The organism is Phaeobacter sp. QD34_24 (assembly GCF_028890115.1).
In the GTDB taxonomy this organism is placed as follows: Bacteria; Pseudomonadota; Alphaproteobacteria; order Rhodobacterales; family Rhodobacteraceae; genus Phycobacter.
Window position 1 is genome coordinate 158,489 of the sequence record NZ_JARCJD010000006.1, and the last position, 17,892, is coordinate 176,380.

The following is a 17,892-nucleotide window of genomic DNA, read 5'->3' on the forward strand; positions in this document are numbered from 1 at the left end:
CGAGACAAGCCCCTTGCCGCTGCGGCGCTCTGCACTGGTAACCCCGGGCCGGGCTGCCTATCTTGGTCCTGTCGGCGGAAAGGCCGGATCAGAATGCAAGGCAACAGAAGGCAGGCGCGTGGTACTGACATCCCTAGCCGACAGCACGGCCCGCCGGGTCGAGGCGCTGGGCAGCAGCCTGTCGGAGACGTTTCTGGAACCGACCGTACGCCTTGGGGTTACCGGCCTGGCGCGGGCGGGCAAGACGGTTTTCATCACCTCGCTGGTGGCCAACCTGATGAACCGGGGCCGCATGTTGCAACTGTCAGCGGCGCGGGACGGGCGCATAGAGGCCGCCTTTCTGCAGCCCCAACCCGACGACACCGTGCCGCGTTTCGATTATGAGGCCCATCTTGCGGCTCTCACCGGTCCCGCGCCCCATTGGCCCGAAAGCACCCGCGCAGTCTCTGAACTGCGGCTCAGCCTGAAGGTGCGGCCCACGGGGCTGCTGGCCGGGCTGCAGGGGCCGCGGGTGCTGCATCTTGATATCGTGGACTACCCGGGAGAGTGGTTGCTGGATCTGGCGCTGCTGGACAAGAGCTACGATCAATGGGCGGCCGAGGTTCTGGCCCGGATCGAGGCGCGGGTGCAGGCGAAAGACTTCCTGTCTGTTGTCACCGCCACCGATCCCGATGCCGCCCATGGTGAGCCGCACGCCCAGAGCCTGGCTGCGGCTTTCACCGGATACCTGCAGGCGGCCCGCGAGGCCGGGTTTTATGATTGCACGCCGGGGCGCTTCTTGTTGCCCGGCGATCTGGCGGGGTCTCCGGTTCTGACCTTTGCGCCGCTGCCGACAGGTCAAGGCACGGCGCCCCGTGGCAGCCTGCGCCGCGAGATGGCGCGCCGCTATGAGGCCTATAAGGCGCAGGTGGTGAAACCCTTCTTTCGCGATCACTTTTCCCGCATCGATCGACAGGTGGTGCTGGTGGATGCGCTTGGGGCCATTCATTCCGGCCCCGCTGCGGTCGAGGATCTGCGTCAGTCGATGGCGGATATCCTTGCCGCCTTCCGCCCCGGTCGTAATCGGTTCCTGACCCGGATCCTTGGCGGCAAGCGGGTGGAAAAGATCCTGTTCGCAGCGACCAAGGCGGATCATCTCCATCACGAACAGCATCCGCAGCTGACCGCGATCATCGAGGCGCTGACGCGGGAGGCACAGGATCGGGCACGTTTCGCCGGGGCCGAGACGGCGGCGCTGGCGCTGGCCTCGATCCGGGCCACGACCGAGGAAATGCGCCGACATGACGGGAAAGACCTGCCTTGCGTGCGTGGCACCCTGTTGGACAGCGGGCGACAGGCGGCCTTTTACCCCGGTGCGCTGCCTCGGGATCCGGGCAAGCTGTTGATCCCGGCGCGCCAGGGCGCCGAGGCCTGGCTTGAGGGTGAGTTTCAGGCGATGCGCTTTGCCCCGGCGGTGCTGGATCTGAAACCCGGAGACGGCCCGCCGCACATCCGGCTGGACCGGGCGGCGGACTTTCTGATCGGAGACCGGCTATGACCCAGATGCAAACCCTGACCCTGCGCCCGGCGCGGTCCACCGATGCAGGCGGGATGGGAGAGATCCTGCACCGGTTCGAGATGGAAACAGCTTGGATGCCGAAACAGCATTCCGGTGCCGAGGCAATTGGCTTTTGCGGGGTGATGATCGATCGTGGCTGGGTCACCGTGGTCGAGGGGGATGGCGCAATCCTTGGGTTTCTGGCCCGGGACGGGGATGAAATCTGTTCGCTCTACGTGACGCCCGAGGCCCGTGGCGGCGGCATTGGGAAACGCCTTTTGGATGCGGCCAAGATCGCGGTTTGCAAGGGTGGAAACGACGGCACCGCCGATACTGACGACAGGGACGAGAGGAACGACAGGGTCGGAGAGGCGGATCCGGCCCGGCTCAGCCTTCGCACCTTTCAGGCCAATGAGGGCGCACAGCGGTTCTATCTGCGTGAAGGCTTTGCCGAGGTCGGGCGCAGCGATGGGGCGCAGAATGACGAAGGCCTGCCGGATATCGAATATGTCTGGCCCGCGTCACCCAATCCGAAGGAGCGCGCCGGATGACCCAGGGCCCCGTTGTCTTTGATCTGGAGCATGACCCGCAGCCCGCCCCCAAGGTGAGCGATGCGGCTCCGGTGCCGGAGGCCCATACAGGCGAGGGGGGCGATACAGCCCCTGCCGCGATGGCGCGCATGGCGGTTGCTGCCACGCGCCGACCCTCGCGCGTCGGGCGGTGGTTCTGGCGCATCCTCCTGGCGGTGCTTGCCGCTGTGTTGTCGGTGGCGGCCTGGGATTTTGCCACCGGGTTGATCGACAGGATCCCGGTCTTGGGATGGATGGTGAGCGCGGGGCTGGTCCTGGCGCTGGCACTGGCGCTGATCATGATCTTGCGGGAAGGGCTGGCCCTCGCGCGGCTCCGGCGCATTGACGATCTGCGCCAGGCGGCGATCCAGGCTCGCAGCCTGGCAGCGGAGGGGCCGGTAGCGGTTCAGGCGTTTCAGGCGCGGCTGGTCCGGTTTTACGCTCATCGCAGCGATCTGTCCTGGCACCGTGCCCGACTGGCAGAGCGCTCTGCGGAGCTGATCGATGGGGATACGGTTCTGGATCTGATCGAGGATGAACTCCTGGCCCCACTGGACGCGCGTGCCCTGGCAGAGGTGGAGGCGACCGCCCGGCAGGTTGCCTTGGTGACAGCCCTGGTGCCGCTGGCGCTTGCGGATGTGGTGGTGGCCCTGGTGGCCTCGGTCCGGATGATCCGCCGGGTGGCCGAGATCTATGGCGGGCGTTCGGGGCTGTTCGGATCCTGGCGCCTGATGCGGACGGTTTTGGCACATCTCGCGGCCACGGGGGCCATTGCGGCCGGGGAGGACATGCTTGATACGGTGCTGGGCGGCTCTGTCCTGTCAAAACTCTCGCGTCGCTTTGGCGAAGGCGTGGTGAATGGCGCGCTCTCGGCGCGGGTGGGGATCGCTGCAATGGAGGTCTGTCGGCCGATGCCCTTTTCCGAGCGGCACAGGCCCGCAACCCGCAAGGTGATCAAAGGCGCGCTGTCCGGGCTGTTTTCCCGCAGTAAATCCACCGAAGGATCTGGCGGCTGATCCGGCGCCAAGAAGCCGTCCGGGACAGGTCTTCGGAGGGGCTCCCGCCCGGGCCACGGCCGTCTGGCGACCGCCTTGCACGGTTGGGCCCAGCGCCGCTGTCGCGGCGCGGTCACTCTGGTCCGGAAAACCGGTGGCTAGATCCTACGGGCGCGCGGCGCCCTGCGCCGCGCCAGGCCCAAGCCTGCCAGGGTGAGGGGCGCAGGCACCTCAACCGAGGGCGCGGGAGGGCTCCGCTTCGGTCGGCATGTTGATCTGTCGCAAGACGTGCTCGGGTCAATGCGATAGTCTGGGCGGACCCGCATAAGGAAGCTCGCCATGGCAGTTGAACACGGCCACAGCCCGCAAGAAATCCAGGACCGTATCGGAGCGCCCCCGGGGCGCGGCCTGTTGCGGGATATCGTCTATGGCGGCATTGATGGCTCGGTCACAACCTTTGCCATCGTGGCTGGGGTCGCGGGGGCGGGGCTGTCGCCCTTCGTGATCGTGGCGCTTGGCCTGGCCAATGTGCTGGCAGACGGGTTCTCCATGGCGGCTGGCAACTATTCGGGCACCAAGGCCGAGCTGGACGACATCCGCCGCCTGCGCCAGATCGAGAACCGGCACATCGACACCTACCCGGACGGCGAGCGCGGAGAGGTGCGCGAGATCCTGCGGCTCAAGGGATTGAGCGGGCGGGTGCTGGAAGAGGCAACCGATGAGATCTGCAAGAGCCGCGACACCTGGGTCGATCTGATGATCGAGGGGGAATACGGTCTCTCGGGCGTCGATCCGCGCCCGATGAAGGCTGCCGTGGCCACCTTTGCCGCCTTCATGGTGGCGGGGATGATCCCGCTGCTGCCCTTCCTGTTCGGGCTTCAGAATGCCTTTGCGGTCTCATCCTGGATGACCATGGGCTGTTTCTTCGCCATCGGCGCCTTCAAGAGCCGTTGGTCCCTTGCGCCCTGGTGGCGGTCGGGCACAGAAACGCTGCTGATCGGCGGTGCGGCGGCGGCCATGGCCTATGGGGTCGGGCTGCTGTTCCACGCCTGACGGGGGCACTTGCCGTCTGGCAAATATTTCCTGCGCGAAACCTGTCAGAGGTCTTTCTACACTGAATACCATTTCCCACCCGTGGCGTGCGGCTTGGCCAGATCGCATATGCCATGATGGAAAACATGCGCCCCCTATAATTGGGGGGCGCATGTCGCATCAGTTCAGTTTCACCAGGTTCGGGTAGCCCCAGACGTCCTTGGACTTGTCGCGTGCGCTGGCATGTCCGGCGGTGATGGCCGCGCCAAGCAGACCGAAACCGAACAGCATGTGACCGGCTGCCGCGGCCTGCACCGCCTGCTGGGTCAGGTTGACCACCGATACGGTTTTGGCGACCTCGTCACGCTCCGAGCTGCAGGTGACGGTCATCGGCGGCGTCTCTTCGCCATAGCTGGGCAGGTTCAGCTGCGCCGGTGCGGTAAAGGCCGCCTTGAAATAGGGGCTGCTTGCGACACAGTCCTTCGGTCGGCTGGAGACCGGGCTTGCCGAGTAGGAATTGTCGTGCACGTATTTGATTGTGACGGGCAGCACGTTGACAGGCGTTTGCTTCTTGCCCGCCTTGGTCAGCTGAACTTCTGTCGATTGATTGCGGGAAACGATCTGCTGGCTGCCGTCCCCTTCGGCCGTTGTGGTGTTGCATCCGGCCATGAGGGAGAGCGCGCCCAGCAGCGCGGGTAGAATAGCGTATTTCACAAATAGTCCCTGTTGTTTTTGGTTGATTGTCGCAACGCAAATACCAGCCTGGGTGGCGTTGGACAACCAGGCGGCTATTGCCGGACAACCGGGCGGGCATTGAAGGGCGTTGAATGGGGCTCAGGCGTGGTTGAAAGAAGCACGGCGGTGACCGTGTCGCAGCGCTGCATGCTTTACCCTTGCCGAAAGCCGCCCTATAAGGCGCCCATGTCACACCGCGCGGCCATCATTATTCGAATTACCTACCCGGCGCTCTGATCCCCTTCGCGGGAAACGCAGGAGCCGCCGGGCAAAGGTGCTTGAGCCATCGCACCGAACCGAATATCCCAAGACCGAACAGCCATTCAAAGGACGCCACCGATGTGCGCCGATACGCCCCAGACCCCCGACTATAAAGACACGCTGAACCTGCCCAAGACCGATTTTCCCATGCGCGCCGGCCTGCCCAAGCGCGAGCCTGCCTGGCTGGAGCGTTGGGCCAGGATCGGCGTCTATGACCGCCTGCGGGAAAACAACCAAGGCCGCCAGCCGTTCACGCTGCACGATGGCCCTCCCTATGCCAACGGCCATCTGCACATCGGGCATGCGTTGAACAAGACCATCAAGGACATCATCGTGCGCTCGCACCAGATGATGGGCTACGACAGCCGCTATGTGCCGGGCTGGGACTGTCACGGTCTGCCGATCGAGTGGAAGATCGAGGAACAGTACCGCAAGAAGGGCAAGAACAAGGATGCGGTGCCGGTTGTCGAATTCCGCCAGGAATGCCGCGCCTTTGCCGATGAATGGGTGAACATCCAGCGCGAGGAGTTCAAGCGTCTGGGCATCACCGGCAACTGGGCCGATCCATACCTGACGATGGATTACCACGCCGAGGCGGTGATCGCGGGCGAATTCCAGAAGTTCCTGATGAACGGAACGCTCTATCAGGGGTCCAAACCCGTGATGTGGTCGCCGGTGGAGAAAACCGCCCTGGCCGAGGCCGAGGTGGAATACCACGACAAGGAAAGCTTCACCATCTGGGTGAAGTTCAAGGTCGTGCGTGGACCCGATAACAATTTTGGCGACACTCTCGCCAAGATTTATGTCAATGAAGAAGAAGGCAGAAGGCACGCGGAAGAGCGGATCTCGCGGCTTCTCGACGCCTATGTTGTGATCTGGACCACCACTCCCTGGACCATGCCCTCGAACAAGGCCGTGGTTTACGGCGAGGACATTGCCTATGGCCTCTATGAGGTGACCGGCACGCCGGAGGAATCCTGGGTCAATGTGGGCGACAAATACGTTCTGGCCGACAATCTGGCGGCGGATGTGTTTAAACGCGCCCGCCTTGAGGACGGCCAGTGGACGCGTGTGGATGATGTTGACCAGTGGGAGCTGAAAGGGCTGCAATTGATGCACCCGCTGGCGGGCGCCGAAGGCGGCAATGGCGAATGGGACGACATCCGCGATTTTCGCGCGGCCGATTTCGTGACCGACACCGAAGGCACCGGTTTCGTGCACTGCGCGCCCAGCCACGGGATGGAGGAATTCGAACTCTACCGTGACCTTGGCATGCTGGAGCAGGTCATCACCTATAACGTGATGGACGATGGCTCGTTCCGCGCCGATCTGCCCTTCTTTGGCGGCAAGTATATCCTCAACCGCAAGGGCGGCGAGGGCGATGCCAACAAGACGGTGATCGACAAGCTGGTCGAGGTCGGCGGGCTGATGGCGCGCGGCAAGATCAAGCACAGCTACCCGCATTCCTGGCGTTCCAAGGCGCCGATCATCTATCGCAACACGCCGCAGTGGTTCGTGGCCGTGGATCGCGAGCTGGGCGATGGTCAGGATACCTACGGCAAGACCATCCGCGAACGCGCCCTGACCTCGATCGATCAACTGGTGAAATGGACGCCGCAGACCGGGCGCAATCGCCTCTATTCGATGATCGAAACCCGCCCCGACTGGGTGCTGTCGCGCCAGCGCGCCTGGGGCGTGCCGCTGACCTGCTTCACCAAGAAAGGCGCCCTGCCGACCGATGCGGACTTCCTCTTGCGCAATGACGAGGTGAACGCGCGTATCGTGGCCGCCTTTGACGAAAAGGGCGCCGATGTCTGGTACGAAGACGGCTTCAAGGAACAGGTTTTGGGCGGCATCGTCGATCCGGAGGCTTATGATCAGGTCTTTGACGTGCTGGATGTGTGGTTCGATAGCGGCTCCACCCATGCCTTTGTGCTGCGTGACCGCGCCGATGGCACCGAGGACGGCATCGCCGATGTCTATATGGAAGGTACCGACCAGCACCGCGGTTGGTTCCACTCATCCCTGCTGGAGGCCTGCGGCACCCTGGGCCGCGCGCCCTACCGCAACGTGGTGACCCACGGCTTCACGCTGGACGAGAAGGGCATGAAGATGTCCAAATCCCTTGGCAACACCATCGTGCCGGAAAAGGTCGTGCAGCAGTACGGCGCCGATATCCTGCGCCTGTGGGTGGCCCAGACCGACTACACCGCCGACCAGCGGATCGGCCCGGAGATCCTGAAAGGCACCGCCGACAGCTATCGCCGGCTGCGCAACACCATGCGCTTCATGCTGGGCAGCCTTGGCGATTTCTCGGAAGATCAGCGCGTTGCCCCCGCCGACATGCCCGAGCTGGAGCAATGGGTGCTGCACCGCCTGGCCGAGCTGGATCACACCGTGCGCGAAGGCTACAAGGCCTTTGATTTCAACGGCGTGTGGCAGGCGATCTTCAACTTTGCCACGGTGGATCTGTCGGCCTTCTACTTCGACATCCGCAAGGATGCGCTCTACTGCGATGGCGATACGGCAAATGCCCGTGCCGCGCGCACCGTGCTGGACATCCTGTTCCACCGGCTCACCACCTGGCTGGCGCCGGTCCTGGTCTTCACCATGGAAGAGGTCTGGTTGGAGCGCTACCCGGGTGACGACAGCTCGGTGCACCTGGTGGATATCCCCGAAACGCCCGCCGATTGGCTGAACGAGTCGCTGGCGGCGAAATGGGCCGCGATCCGCCAGGCCCGCCGGGTGGTGACCTCGGCGCTGGAGATCCAGCGCACCGACAAGGTGATCGGTGCCTCGCTTGAGGCCGCCCCGGTGGTGCATCTGCGCGATGGCGATGTGCTGGCGGCGCTGAAATCGGTGAACTTCGCCGATATCTGCATCACGTCTGACGTGGTCTTGACCGGCGATCCCGCCCCGGCCGAAGCCTTCCGCATGCCCGAGGTCGACGGTATCTCGGTGGTGTTTGAAAAGGCCGAAGGGCAGAAGTGTCAGCGTTGCTGGAAGATTCTGCCGGATGTGGGCAATCACGCCCATGCCGGTGTCTGCGGGCGCTGCAACAGCGCGCTGGGCTGACCCGGATCCACAGGGCGATCTGGCAGCCGTTAAAGGCTGCCGCGCCGCCGCGACCCTCGATGGGTTGCGGCGGCGCTTTTTTGTTCAGTCGAATGGGGTTTAGGCGGCGACCACCTGTTTGGAGGCGGCGTAGCTTGCGCAGGCCTCGATCACGCTCATCGGCAGCGGGCCAACCGCCCGCCCGGACATCAGCGCCATGTACTGCTGCCATAGGGCCTTGGCGGCAGAAGAAATCTGGGATTGGGCCGCCGCTGCGGCAGTGCCGCTTTGCCCCGCGCTTACCGGTGGGTTCTGCCACTTTGGGGCCAACCCCATTTGCATGACTTGCTGCAAATGGCTTTGGGTTCCGGGCAAGCGGTCGCCCTGTAGTCCAATCCGGCGCTGTTCCCGATAGGCCATGCCCCGGTCGCTGCCCTCGATCGGCTTGGTCGGGGTGAGCGGTGTTTCTTTCTTGGACAGGGCCGTGAGGTGATAAACGGTATGGTCGCGCAGATCCGGATCGACACGGATCGGACGATGAACCTTCAGTCCGTTCTTCCAAAGTGTATGGGGTTTATCCAGTGTCAGCATGACTCTTGTTGAACCTTTGGTTACCATTCCCATGGCGTCTTTGACGCCTGCCGCCCGGGACCGCTTCGTGTTCACAAAGGCTAATTGATGCTTAAGTCCGGGCTTTCCAGTTGTATTAAATTAGCAGATTCGCTGCAGGTCGCGCACCTGTGCCCTGGGAGAGGCGAGCAGGTCAGAGGGTTATCAGACCTATACCAAAGTGTATAAGCGCAGCGCTGTGCAGGTGCGCACTGTCGCAAGCCGCCAGGGCGCCAAGAGAGGCACCAGTAGAGGCGCCGGGGAAAATGGTACCAGGGAAGCAGGGGACGAAAGAAAGACAATGGAGCGGCACCGCAGTGCATGCCTGCAAACGCCGGTGGGGTGCATCACTCTGATCGCGGCCGGAGAGGCGATCACCGAACTGTCCTGGAGTGCAGCGGGAACGGCGGCGGCCTCTGCAAGCGCGCAAGCCGATGATGTGCTGCGGCGCGGGATCGAACAGCTCGACGCCTATTTCGCAGGAGATCTGCGGATTTTCGATCTGCCGCTCTTGGTCGCGGGATCCGATTACCAGCGTGCGGTCTGTGCCGCGATCGCCGCGATCCCCTTTGGAGAGACCCGCAGCTATGGTCAATTGGCCGAGCAGCTGGGCAGTTCGGCGCAGGCGGTGGGCAATGCCTGTGGCGCCAACCCCATTCCCATAATCATTCCCTGCCACCGAGTGTTGGGCCGAAATGGTCTGGGAGGGTTTTCCGGCCAGGGGGGTGTGGAAACAAAAGTGGCCCTCCTGCGCCATGAAGGCGCGGCGGGCCTGTTGATTTGACAGGTGAGCGGGCAGCAGCGCTTGTAAGGTGACGCCGTTCGGAGCGCTACCGACCGATGAATTCGTCAGGAAAACAGGGTCTTCATCTGTTCGTATTCGGACATGGCACCGGTGCTGGATGGCGCGCCGTCGCCCGAGGCGAGGTCCAGCACCATGGCCTCCATATCGGCGCCACTGGGTGCGGCCGGTGCCGTCGCGGGGGCGTTCTCTGCGTCGACGATTTCCAGCGCAGTGGCGGGATCGCCTTCGCTGAGATTTTCGACCGAAAGCTTGAATTCGCCCAGTTCGTCGGATTCGAATTCCACCTTCAGGCCACCATGTTCACCGCTTTCAAAGGCGATCTTGATTTCACCCTGGTCGGTCTCGGCCTCGATTTCGACGCTCAGCCCGCCTTCATCCCGCGAGACTTCGATCTTGAATTCACCGGCTTCGATCTCAAATTCGAGCTTCAGCTTTATCTCGCCGAAGCTGCCGCTGAGCAGGGCATCGATCCCGGAGGCTGCCGGTGTTTCTGCAGGTGTCTTTGGGGGCGGCTGCGTGGCCTCCATCTTGGCGGCTTGCTTGGCGCGCCAGCCCCAGGCCTTGGCATGGTCGGGCGGGCCAGACTGTACGGCATGTTCATCCGAACCGTGACGATGTTGGTGGTGATGCATGTGAATGGAGTGGGCGTTCGAATGGCCGCCCAGGGCGGAAAGCGCAGTCATGTCGTGGTCTCCTGATGGGTCGTCACACGATCGGACGAGTGGGATTGAGGAGACATCATTGCAAATGGGGTTTAATTGCTGATGAGTTTGGGATTGCAAAACTGCACAGGATTTGAGTGAGCTTTGCCATGTATTTGCAAGCTGCCGTTCTGTTTGACTTTTTTGACGTTCACCGCTGTGCGGGGCTGTCTCAGCTGCGCTTGGGTGGGATGATCTGCTGCAGGATGCCGACAAACAGCAGGTAGAGAGAGGTCACCACCAACCCCCAATGCGCCCAGCTTTCGGGGTGGAAGTCGATCCAGGCTGCATAGCCCGCCAAGAGCGTCCAGATCAACGCGACGGGCAAAGAGACCTTGCGCCAGCGCTCAGTGCGCACCGGGTGAATGAACTTCAGCGGCAGGAACATGGCGATTGCCAGCAGCGTGACCAGCGCCAGGCTGGTCCAGTGGCTGGGCTCAAGGGCGAAGATCACCAGGACCAGCATGTTCCAGCATCCCGGAAAGCCGGAAAAGGAATTGTCCTTGGTCTTCATCCGGGTGTCGGCGAAATACATCGCGCTGGCAAAGGTGATCACGATGATGGCGAACCAGCCGGTCCAGCCCGCCATAAGCCCGGATTGGAACAGGGCAAAGGCCGGGATGAAGACATAGGTGAGGTAGTCGATGATCAGGTCCAGCAGCACCCCGTCGAACTGCGGCGCATAGCGTTTGACGTGATAATGGCGCGCCAGCGGCCCGTCGATACCGTCCACGGCAAAGGCGACCACCAGCCAGAGGAACATCAGGCTCCACTCGCCCTTGGTCGCCGCCAGCATGGCCAGCATGGCAAAGACGGCGCCGGTGGCGGTCAGAAGATGGACAAGGATGGCGCGGATCTGAGGTCTCATTCATCCGTGATGGCGAATTTGCCTCAGGCCCGCAAGGGTTCAATGCAGGGTTTTGTTCCCCTGCGGCCCTGCATCGGCAAAGAGGCGCAACTCTTCGGCGATGGCATCGGGCGTGGGCCACTGCGTGACAGGGACCGAGCGCGGGCAGCGAATGCGCGAAACAGGCGGTGCGGGCACGGCGGGTGCCTGGTCGAGGAAGAGGGCCGAATCGTGAAACATGGGAGCATCCTTTCTGGAGCGGGAGTGTCCATAAAAGCCCCGGACGTGGTTAAGGACAGGTTGCGGATTGCCGTCGAATTATCTTGCATTTTAAGGATGTTGCGGGTCGTCCGGCCATCTTGGTGACAAGTCTTTCACATTCCGTGGGTGGAATGTAACATTTTCAGCAACCCGATAGCGTTGTCGGGGCGACCTTGGAGGAGAAATCGGATGACAGATCGCAAGGCGCACTGGAACGCTGTCTATACCCGGAAAGATCGCTCGGAGGTCAGCTGGTATCAGGCCCATCCCGAGGCCTCCTTGAAGGCGCTTTCTCTGGTCGGCAGGCAGGACGTGCCCTTTGTGGATATTGGCGGTGGGGCCTCGGATCTGGCGAAGATCCTGTCAGAGCGCGGATGGCGGGATCTGACCGTGCTGGACATTTCCGAGGCTGCCCTTGCGGTTGCCGGGCGCAGGTTGGGAGAACAGGCCGCAGGCGTTGCTTGGATCGTTGCCAATATCACCGACTGGACACCGCCGCGCCGCTATGAGGTCTGGCATGACCGCGCGGTCTTTCACTTCCTGACCGATGAGAAGGACAGGGCAGCCTATGTTGCGGCTCTGAAAGCCGGGGTGTGCTCTGGCGGGCATGTGATCCTTGCCACTTTCGCACCGGACGGGCCGGAGAAATGCAGCGGCTTGCCGGTCCGCAGGTATTCCGCCGGTCAGTTGGCGGCGGAGCTAGGCTCCGAATTCGATCTGCGTCATCACTGGCGGGAGATGCATGAGGCGCCCGGAGGCGCAGAACAGTCCTTTACCTGGACGGTCTTTCAGCGTCGCTGAATGAGGTCCGCACGCCTGTCAGCGCGTCTTACGCCTTGGGATGGCTCCGGTTGTAGACCTCCATCAGATGCGCCGTATCCACCGCCGTATAGGCTTGGGTGGTCGAGAGCGAGGCATGCCCCAGAAGCTCTTGTATGGCGCGCAGATCTCCACCTGCTTCCAGCAGATGGGTGGCAAAGCTGTGGCGCAGCGCATGGGGCGTGGCCGAGGCGGGCAGGCCCAGCTGGGCGCGGGTCTTGGCCATGACACCCTGGATCTGGCGGGGGTTGAGGGCACCACCGCGCACCCCGCGAAACAGCGGGCTGTCCTTGTCCTGCGGGTGCGGGCACAGGCGCAGGTAGCGATCGACTGCGGCGCGCGCGGCGGGGATCACCGGGACCACGCGCTCCTTGTCGCCCTTGCCGGTGATGCGCAGCACCTCGGGCAGGGGGGCATCGCAGCCCCTGAGGCCAAGCGCTTCGGAAATCCGCAGGCCGCAGCCATAGAGCAGGGTCACCACAGCCACGTCGCGGGCGGCGACCCAGTCGGTGCTGGATTGCAGCTCAACCGTTTCAAGGACCGCGCGGGCGGCATCCTCGGCCAGGGGGCGGGGCAGTTTCTTCTGGAACTTCGGCGCCCGGGCGGCCAGCACGGCGGTGGGTTCGAACCCTTCGCGCGCGGCCAGCCAGCGGTAGAAATTCTTCACCGACGAGAGCTTGCGCGCCAGCGAGCGCGCGCCGGTGCCCGCGTTGCGTTCCGAGGCCATCCAGGCCCGCATATCGGCGGTGGAGATCCGCGCCAGCGCGCCGAGACCCTGCGGCGCACCGTGATGGGTGCTCATGAAGGCCAGAAAACCGCTTACATCCGCGCGATAGGCGGTGATGGTGTTGTCAGAGGCGCCCCCCAGTGCGCTCAACCCCTCCAGCCAGTGCTGAAGGGCGTCGCGGCACGCCGGAGAGATCAGGTTCATGCCAGCCAGCGGCGCATGGTGCGTTCGAAGACGCTGGCAAAGAAGGCCAGAAGATCGGTGCCTTGCTGGGGCGAGAACTGATGCGGGTCTTCCGCCCCCAGCACCAGCATGCCGGGCAGGCGGCCAGGGCCGAAATCCAAGACCAGGCAGGCCTCGGAGCGGATCCATTCCGCCTTGGTGCCATAGATCCGCGCGCTGCCGTTTTGTACCTGGCGCAGGCTGATCTGCCGATCGGTGCCGCCCCGGCTGCCTGCGGCGGCATAGTCCGCAACGAACCCCGGAGCCACCGGTTTCAGCACATCGCCGATGCGTTCGGCGGCACTATTGCCATCTTCCTGTCGGGTTTCCAGCACCAGGGCCAGCGCATCGACCCGCAGGATCTCGGCCATATCCTGGTTGAGACTGGCCAGGAAGCCGGGGAAATCCTCGGGATCCAGCAGGCGCAGGATGGCGCGGTGGATCTGGTTGGTGCCCGCGAGGTTTTCGTAAGCGGCGGCGATCACCGAGCGGTGGGTGTCCTCCAGCCGGTCCAGCCGTGCCTCCAGCCGTTCCATGGCAATGCCGCGCAGATCGACGATATTTGTCCCCATGGCGCGCTCATTGGCGCTGACGAGGGCGTTCATCAGATTCGGGTCTTCCAGAACCGCATCCGGTTTTTCCAGAATCGCGGCGCGGAGGGCGTCATCAAGGGGGGCACTGCTGCTCATGTAGGAACCTCTGCTGGGTCTTTGGCCCGGGTTATAGCATGGGTTTTGGCGGATGCCGGCGAAAAATGTGGTAGTGAGGGAAAATCGCCGAGATGTCTTGGGCGCGAGACAGGGGAGGCTCCCGCCCACTGCGGGACAGTCGGAGACTGGCCCTTGCCGGTTGGGCCGGGCGCCGGGCTGACGCCCGGCGGGGCGGTCCTTGCGGACCTATTGTTGTGCGGAGAAGCGTTTGAGGGGGCGGTCTGCCCCCTCGAAAGCGCCCTATCGATTGTGTTTGAAGAGGCCGCGTCAAGGGTGGATCGCGCGCTGCGCGACCGCTGTCGCGGCCCTTGACCCGGCATTCTGGGCCTTGCGGCATGAAAAAGGCGCCCTGAACCAGAGCGCCTTGTCAGATCGGGTATGCTGACCGTTCGATCAGAGGATCTTGATGTCAGCCGCCTTGATGTCGGCGAGGAAGGCATCAAGGCCCTTGTCGGTCAGCGGGTGATTGACCATGGATTTGATCACGGCGGGCGGGGCGGTGATCACGTCGGCGCCGATACGGGCAGAGTCCAGAACGTGATTCACGGTGCGGATCGAAGCGGCGAGGATCTCGGTCTCAAACCCGTAGTTGTCGTAGATGGTGCGGATGTCCTCGATCAGCTCCATGCCATCGAGGTTGATATCGTCCAGGCGCCCGATGAAGGGAGAGATGAAGGTCGCACCCGCCTTGGCCGCCAGAAGCGCCTGGTTGGCGGAGAAGCAGAGGGTGACGTTGACCATGTGGCCGTCGTCGGACAGCACCTTGCAGGCCTTCAGGCCATCCCAGGTCAGCGGCACCTTGACGGCGATATTCTCGGCGATCTCCACCAGCTTGCGCCCTTCGGCGATCATGGTCTCGGCGTCGGTCGCGGTCACTTCGGCGGAGACGGGGCCGTCGACCAGATCGCAGATCTCCTTGGTGACCTCGATGATGTCGCGGCCGGATTTCTTGATCAGCGAGGGGTTGGTGGTGACACCATCCACCATGCCAAGGTCGTTGAGTTCGGCAATGGCATCGATTTCGGCGGTATCTACGAAGAATTTCATCTGACGTAATCCTCTGGCGTGGGTTGGCCTTGTTTAGACTAGCCTTTACCTCATGGGAGAGGCATTAAAAAGCCCCGGCGGGGCGCTGGGGCGGAAGGTAGGCAGCGGTGAGCGGACAGGAGCATTTCGAGGCAGGGGAACGGGTGGCGGTGCTGACCACGCAACCGCTTGACCGGCTTCTGGATTACCGTGCGCCGGAAGGCGGCTGTTTTCTTGGCGCCTATGTGGAGGTGCCCCTGGGTCCGCGCAAGGTCTTGGGCGTGGTCTGGGGGCCGGGTGCGGGCGGCTTTGATTCGTCGAAACTGCGCAGCGTCATCCGCGTGCTGGATGTGGCGCCGATGCGCAGCGAGATGCGCGCCTTCCTTGGCAAGGCCGCCGACTACACGCTGACACCGATGCCCGCGATGCTGCGGCTGGCGAGCCGCGCGCCGGGGCTGTCTGATCCGCCCTCGATGCGCAAGATCCTGCGGCGCGGCGATCGGGACCCCGACCGGATGACCGATGCCCGCGCTCGGGTGCTGGACACGATCGAGGAATATGGCGGCCTCGCCTTCACGCCGAAAGAGCTGGCGGACATGGCAGGCGTCACCCCATCGGTCGTGAAGGGCCTGGTGAAACAGGGCGCCCTGCGCGAGGAGGAAACGCCCCGCGATCTGCCCTATCCGCATCTGGATCCCGATCTTCCCGGCAAAGAGTTGACCCAGGATCAGGCGACGGCCGCGGCGGCACTGGAGGAGGGCGTCAAGAGCGGCGCCTATGGCACCACGCTGCTGAAGGGCGTCACCGGGTCGGGCAAGACCGAGGTTTACCTGGAGGCCGTGGCGGCTACCTTGCGCGCCGGGCGTCAGGCACTGGTGCTGTTGCCGGAAATTGCACTGACGGCGGAGTTCCTGAAACGGGTCGAGGCGCGGTTCGGCGGCACCCCGGCGGAATGGCACTCGGGCGCCACCATGACCGAGCGGCGCCGGGTCTGGCGCATGGTCGGGCAGGGCAAGGCGCAACTGGTGATCGGCGCGCGCTCGGCCCTGTTCCTGCCGTTTCGCGATCTGGGTCTGATCATCGTCGATGAGGAGCATGATACCTCCTACAAGCAGGAGGATGGCGTCCTTTACAACGCCCGTGACATGGCGGTGCTGCGCGCGGCCATGTGTTCGGCCCAAGTTGTGCTGGCCTCGGCCACGCCCAGCCTGGAAACCTGGGCCAATGCAGAGGCCGGGAAGTACAAGCGGCTGGATCTGAAATCCCGGTTTGGCGCCTCGGTGCTGCCGGAGATGCGCGCGGTGGATATGCGGTCCGAGGATTTGCTGCCCTCGACCTGGATCTCTCCGACGCTGAAATTTGCCATGAAGGCGCGGCTGGAGCGCGGTGAGCAGTCGTTGTTGTTCCTCAACCGCCGGGGATTTGCGCCGGTGACGATCTGCCGGGCCTGCGGTGCGCAGGTGGCCTGCGATCACTGCGACAGCCGCATGGTGGAGCACCGCTTCCTGAAACGGCTGATGTGCCACCAATGCGGCGAGACAAAACCCGTGCCCGAGGTCTGCCCCTCCTGTCAGGTCGAGGGCAAGATGGCCCCGGTCGGCCCCGGCATCGAGCGGCTGGGTGAAGAAGCGGCGGCACTGTTCCCCGAGGCGCGCATCGCGGTCCTGAGTTCGGATCTGTTCGGATCGGCCCGCGCCCTGAAACAGAGGATCGAGGAGATTGCGGCGGGGGAGGCGGATATCATCCTTGGCACGCAGCTGGTGGCCAAGGGACACAACTTTCCGCTGCTGACGCTGGTGGGGGTGATTGACGCGGATCTGGGCCTGCAGGGATCGGACCTGCGCGCGGCAGAGCGGACATTCCAGCTGATGCGGCAGGTTGCGGGCCGGGCGGGGCGTGCGGAAAAACCCGGCGAGGCGCTGTTGCAGACCTTCCAGCCCGAGCACCCGGTGATCCGCGCGATCCTGTCGGGAGACGAGGAGGCCTTCTGGAAGGCCGAGGCCGCCGAGCGGCAGGCCGCCGGGGTGCCGCCCTTTGGCCGCATGGCGGGGATCATCCTGTCGGGGCCAGATCTGGCGCAGGTCTTTGATCTGGGCGAAACGCTGGCGCGCAACGACGGCGCGCTGCGCCAGATCGGGGCGCAGCTCTTTGGGCCTGCGCCTGCGCCCATTGCCCGCATCCGGGGGCGCCACCGGGTGCGGATGTTGGTGAAGGCCGCCAAGGGCGCCCCCCTGCAAGAGGCCATTGCCCGCTGGATCGCGCCCTTGCGGCTGAAAGGCGATCTGCGGCTCAGCGTCGATATCGACCCGCAGAGCTTCTTCTGAAGGCCAGAAAACGGTGGGACTTTTCTCCTCAGCGTTGCATGGTGCTGGCCGATAATTTGCCGAAAACTGCTGAGAGCGATTATGAAAGACGATTTCCTGGACCCGGAGGCCGGGCGCGCCACCGTTTACGAAACATCAGAGGGGCTGCGGATCGTCGTACCCTCCAAGAAACGCATCCTGATTTCCCTGTTTCTTTGCTTTTGGCTTTGCGGTTGGGCCTTCGGCTGGATCGCTGCGGCCGGGACTTTGTTTTTCGGAAACGCTGGGGGTGGAAGCCTGTTCCTTATCTTCTGGCTCTGTGCCTGGACGGTAGGCGGAGCTTTCGCGATTGGCTTGGCCGGATGGATGCTGTTTGGCAGGGAGGTCGTTTTTGTGACGCCGCAAGGCATCCACATTACGCGCAGCATCGGGGCCTTTCGGCGGGGCAAGAACTGCAAGGCCGAACACATCTCGGATTTGCGCAGCGTCGATGAAGGCACCCCTTCGATGTTTGGCAGTCGCAATATGCCGGTCTGGTTCATGTCCGGGTTTTCGTACGGTGCCATCAAATTCGACTATGGCTCTCGCACGCTTGGGTTCGGCTTGGAGCTGGAGCGCGGGGAAGCCAAGAAGATCGTCGGCCTGATGGCCGAGCGTTTCGACTATCTCAGGTCATAGT

17 protein-coding genes are annotated in these 17,892 nt (G+C 63.7%); 9 read left to right on the forward strand and 8 right to left on the reverse strand.

What is annotated here, in order from left to right; genetic code table 11:
• The first annotated feature begins 118 nt into the window (after positions 1 to 118).
• The 4 genes from PXK07_RS06915 (at position 119) to PXK07_RS06930 (ending at position 4,154) form a co-directional block, all read left to right on the forward strand.
• Positions 119 to 1,537, forward strand: coding sequence for a YcjX family protein (locus tag PXK07_RS06915; protein ID WP_274847472.1), 1,419 nt, complete (start codon positions 119 to 121; stop codon positions 1,535 to 1,537).
• Positions 1,534 to 2,088 carry a GNAT family N-acetyltransferase gene (locus PXK07_RS06920; RefSeq protein ID WP_274847473.1) on the forward strand — a complete coding sequence of 185 codons (555 nt, stop codon included), beginning with the start codon at positions 1,534 to 1,536 and terminating at the stop codon, positions 2,086 to 2,088. Before PXK07_RS06915 ends, PXK07_RS06920 begins: the two co-directional genes overlap by 4 nt.
• Entirely contained in the window at positions 2,085 to 3,122 is a 1,038-nt protein-coding gene (locus tag PXK07_RS06925) for a YcjF family protein (protein ID WP_274847474.1), read from the forward strand. Before PXK07_RS06920 ends, PXK07_RS06925 begins: the two co-directional genes overlap by 4 nt.
• 318 nt (positions 3,123 to 3,440) lie before the next feature.
• On the forward strand, positions 3,441 to 4,154 hold the full coding sequence (locus PXK07_RS06930) for a VIT1/CCC1 transporter family protein (protein WP_274847475.1): 714 nt from the start codon (positions 3,441 to 3,443) through the stop codon (positions 4,152 to 4,154).
• 159 nt (positions 4,155 to 4,313) lie between these two features.
• Here the strand turns inward: PXK07_RS06930 and PXK07_RS06935 are convergent, their stop codons facing one another.
• Complete coding sequence (locus tag PXK07_RS06935; protein WP_274847476.1) at positions 4,314 to 4,847, reverse strand: hypothetical protein; 534 nt, start codon at positions 4,845 to 4,847, stop codon at positions 4,314 to 4,316.
• A 360-nt stretch (positions 4,848 to 5,207) separates the two neighbouring features.
• Between PXK07_RS06935 and ileS the strand changes: the two genes are divergently transcribed.
• A complete protein-coding gene (ileS, locus tag PXK07_RS06940) occupies positions 5,208 to 8,204 on the forward strand; it encodes an isoleucine--tRNA ligase (protein ID WP_274847477.1) in 2,997 nt (998 codons plus the stop codon).
• A 99-nt stretch (positions 8,205 to 8,303) separates the two neighbouring features.
• Here ileS and PXK07_RS06945 read toward each other — a convergent pair whose 3' ends face one another.
• A complete protein-coding gene (locus tag PXK07_RS06945) occupies positions 8,304 to 8,774 on the reverse strand; it encodes a hypothetical protein (RefSeq protein ID WP_274847478.1) in 471 nt (156 codons plus the stop codon).
• A gap of 319 nt (positions 8,775 to 9,093) precedes the next feature.
• Here PXK07_RS06945 and PXK07_RS06950 point away from each other — a divergent pair, with 319 nt between their 5' ends.
• Positions 9,094 to 9,576, forward strand: coding sequence for a methylated-DNA--[protein]-cysteine S-methyltransferase (locus tag PXK07_RS06950; RefSeq protein ID WP_274847479.1), 483 nt, complete (start codon positions 9,094 to 9,096; stop codon positions 9,574 to 9,576).
• 65 nt (positions 9,577 to 9,641) lie between these two features.
• Here PXK07_RS06950 and PXK07_RS06955 read toward each other — a convergent pair whose 3' ends face one another.
• The 3 genes from PXK07_RS06955 to PXK07_RS06965 form a co-directional block, all read right to left on the reverse strand.
• On the reverse strand, positions 9,642 to 10,280 hold the full coding sequence (locus tag PXK07_RS06955; protein WP_274847480.1) for a hypothetical protein: 639 nt from the start codon (positions 10,278 to 10,280) through the stop codon (positions 9,642 to 9,644).
• Positions 10,281 to 10,470: 190 nt separating this feature from the next.
• Complete coding sequence (locus PXK07_RS06960) at positions 10,471 to 11,166, reverse strand: CDP-alcohol phosphatidyltransferase family protein (RefSeq protein ID WP_274847481.1); 696 nt, start codon at positions 11,164 to 11,166, stop codon at positions 10,471 to 10,473.
• Between the two features lie 39 nt (positions 11,167 to 11,205).
• Positions 11,206 to 11,385, reverse strand: a complete 180-nt coding sequence (locus tag PXK07_RS06965) for a hypothetical protein (RefSeq protein WP_274847482.1) — start codon at positions 11,383 to 11,385, stop codon at positions 11,206 to 11,208.
• 210 nt (positions 11,386 to 11,595) lie between these two features.
• Here PXK07_RS06965 and PXK07_RS06970 point away from each other — a divergent pair, with 210 nt between their 5' ends.
• On the forward strand, positions 11,596 to 12,207 hold the full coding sequence (locus tag PXK07_RS06970) for a class I SAM-dependent methyltransferase (protein WP_274847483.1): 612 nt from the start codon (positions 11,596 to 11,598) through the stop codon (positions 12,205 to 12,207).
• Positions 12,208 to 12,235: 28 nt separating this feature from the next.
• On the opposite strand, the gene PXK07_RS06975 is transcribed toward PXK07_RS06970, so the two are convergent.
• The 3 genes from PXK07_RS06975 to fsa form a co-directional block, all read right to left on the reverse strand.
• Positions 12,236 to 13,156, reverse strand: coding sequence for a tyrosine recombinase XerC (locus tag PXK07_RS06975; RefSeq protein ID WP_274847484.1), 921 nt, complete (start codon positions 13,154 to 13,156; stop codon positions 12,236 to 12,238).
• Complete coding sequence (locus PXK07_RS06980; protein ID WP_274847485.1) at positions 13,153 to 13,863, reverse strand: DUF484 family protein; 711 nt, start codon at positions 13,861 to 13,863, stop codon at positions 13,153 to 13,155. Before PXK07_RS06980 ends, PXK07_RS06975 begins: the two co-directional genes overlap by 4 nt.
• A 414-nt stretch (positions 13,864 to 14,277) precedes the next feature.
• The gene (gene fsa / locus PXK07_RS06985; protein WP_274847486.1) at positions 14,278 to 14,931 is read right to left on the reverse strand and encodes a fructose-6-phosphate aldolase; all 654 of its coding nucleotides are present in this window, start codon (positions 14,929 to 14,931) and stop codon (positions 14,278 to 14,280) included.
• A gap of 107 nt (positions 14,932 to 15,038) precedes the next feature.
• Here fsa and PXK07_RS06990 point away from each other — a divergent pair, with 107 nt between their 5' ends.
• The gene (locus PXK07_RS06990; protein ID WP_274847487.1) at positions 15,039 to 17,234 is read left to right on the forward strand and encodes a primosomal protein N'; all 2,196 of its coding nucleotides are present in this window, start codon (positions 15,039 to 15,041) and stop codon (positions 17,232 to 17,234) included.
• Between the two features lie 81 nt (positions 17,235 to 17,315).
• Positions 17,316 to 17,891 carry a hypothetical protein gene (locus tag PXK07_RS06995; RefSeq protein ID WP_274847488.1) on the forward strand — a complete coding sequence of 192 codons (576 nt, stop codon included), beginning with the start codon at positions 17,316 to 17,318 and terminating at the stop codon, positions 17,889 to 17,891.
• The last annotated feature ends 1 nt before the right edge of the window (position 17,892 follow it).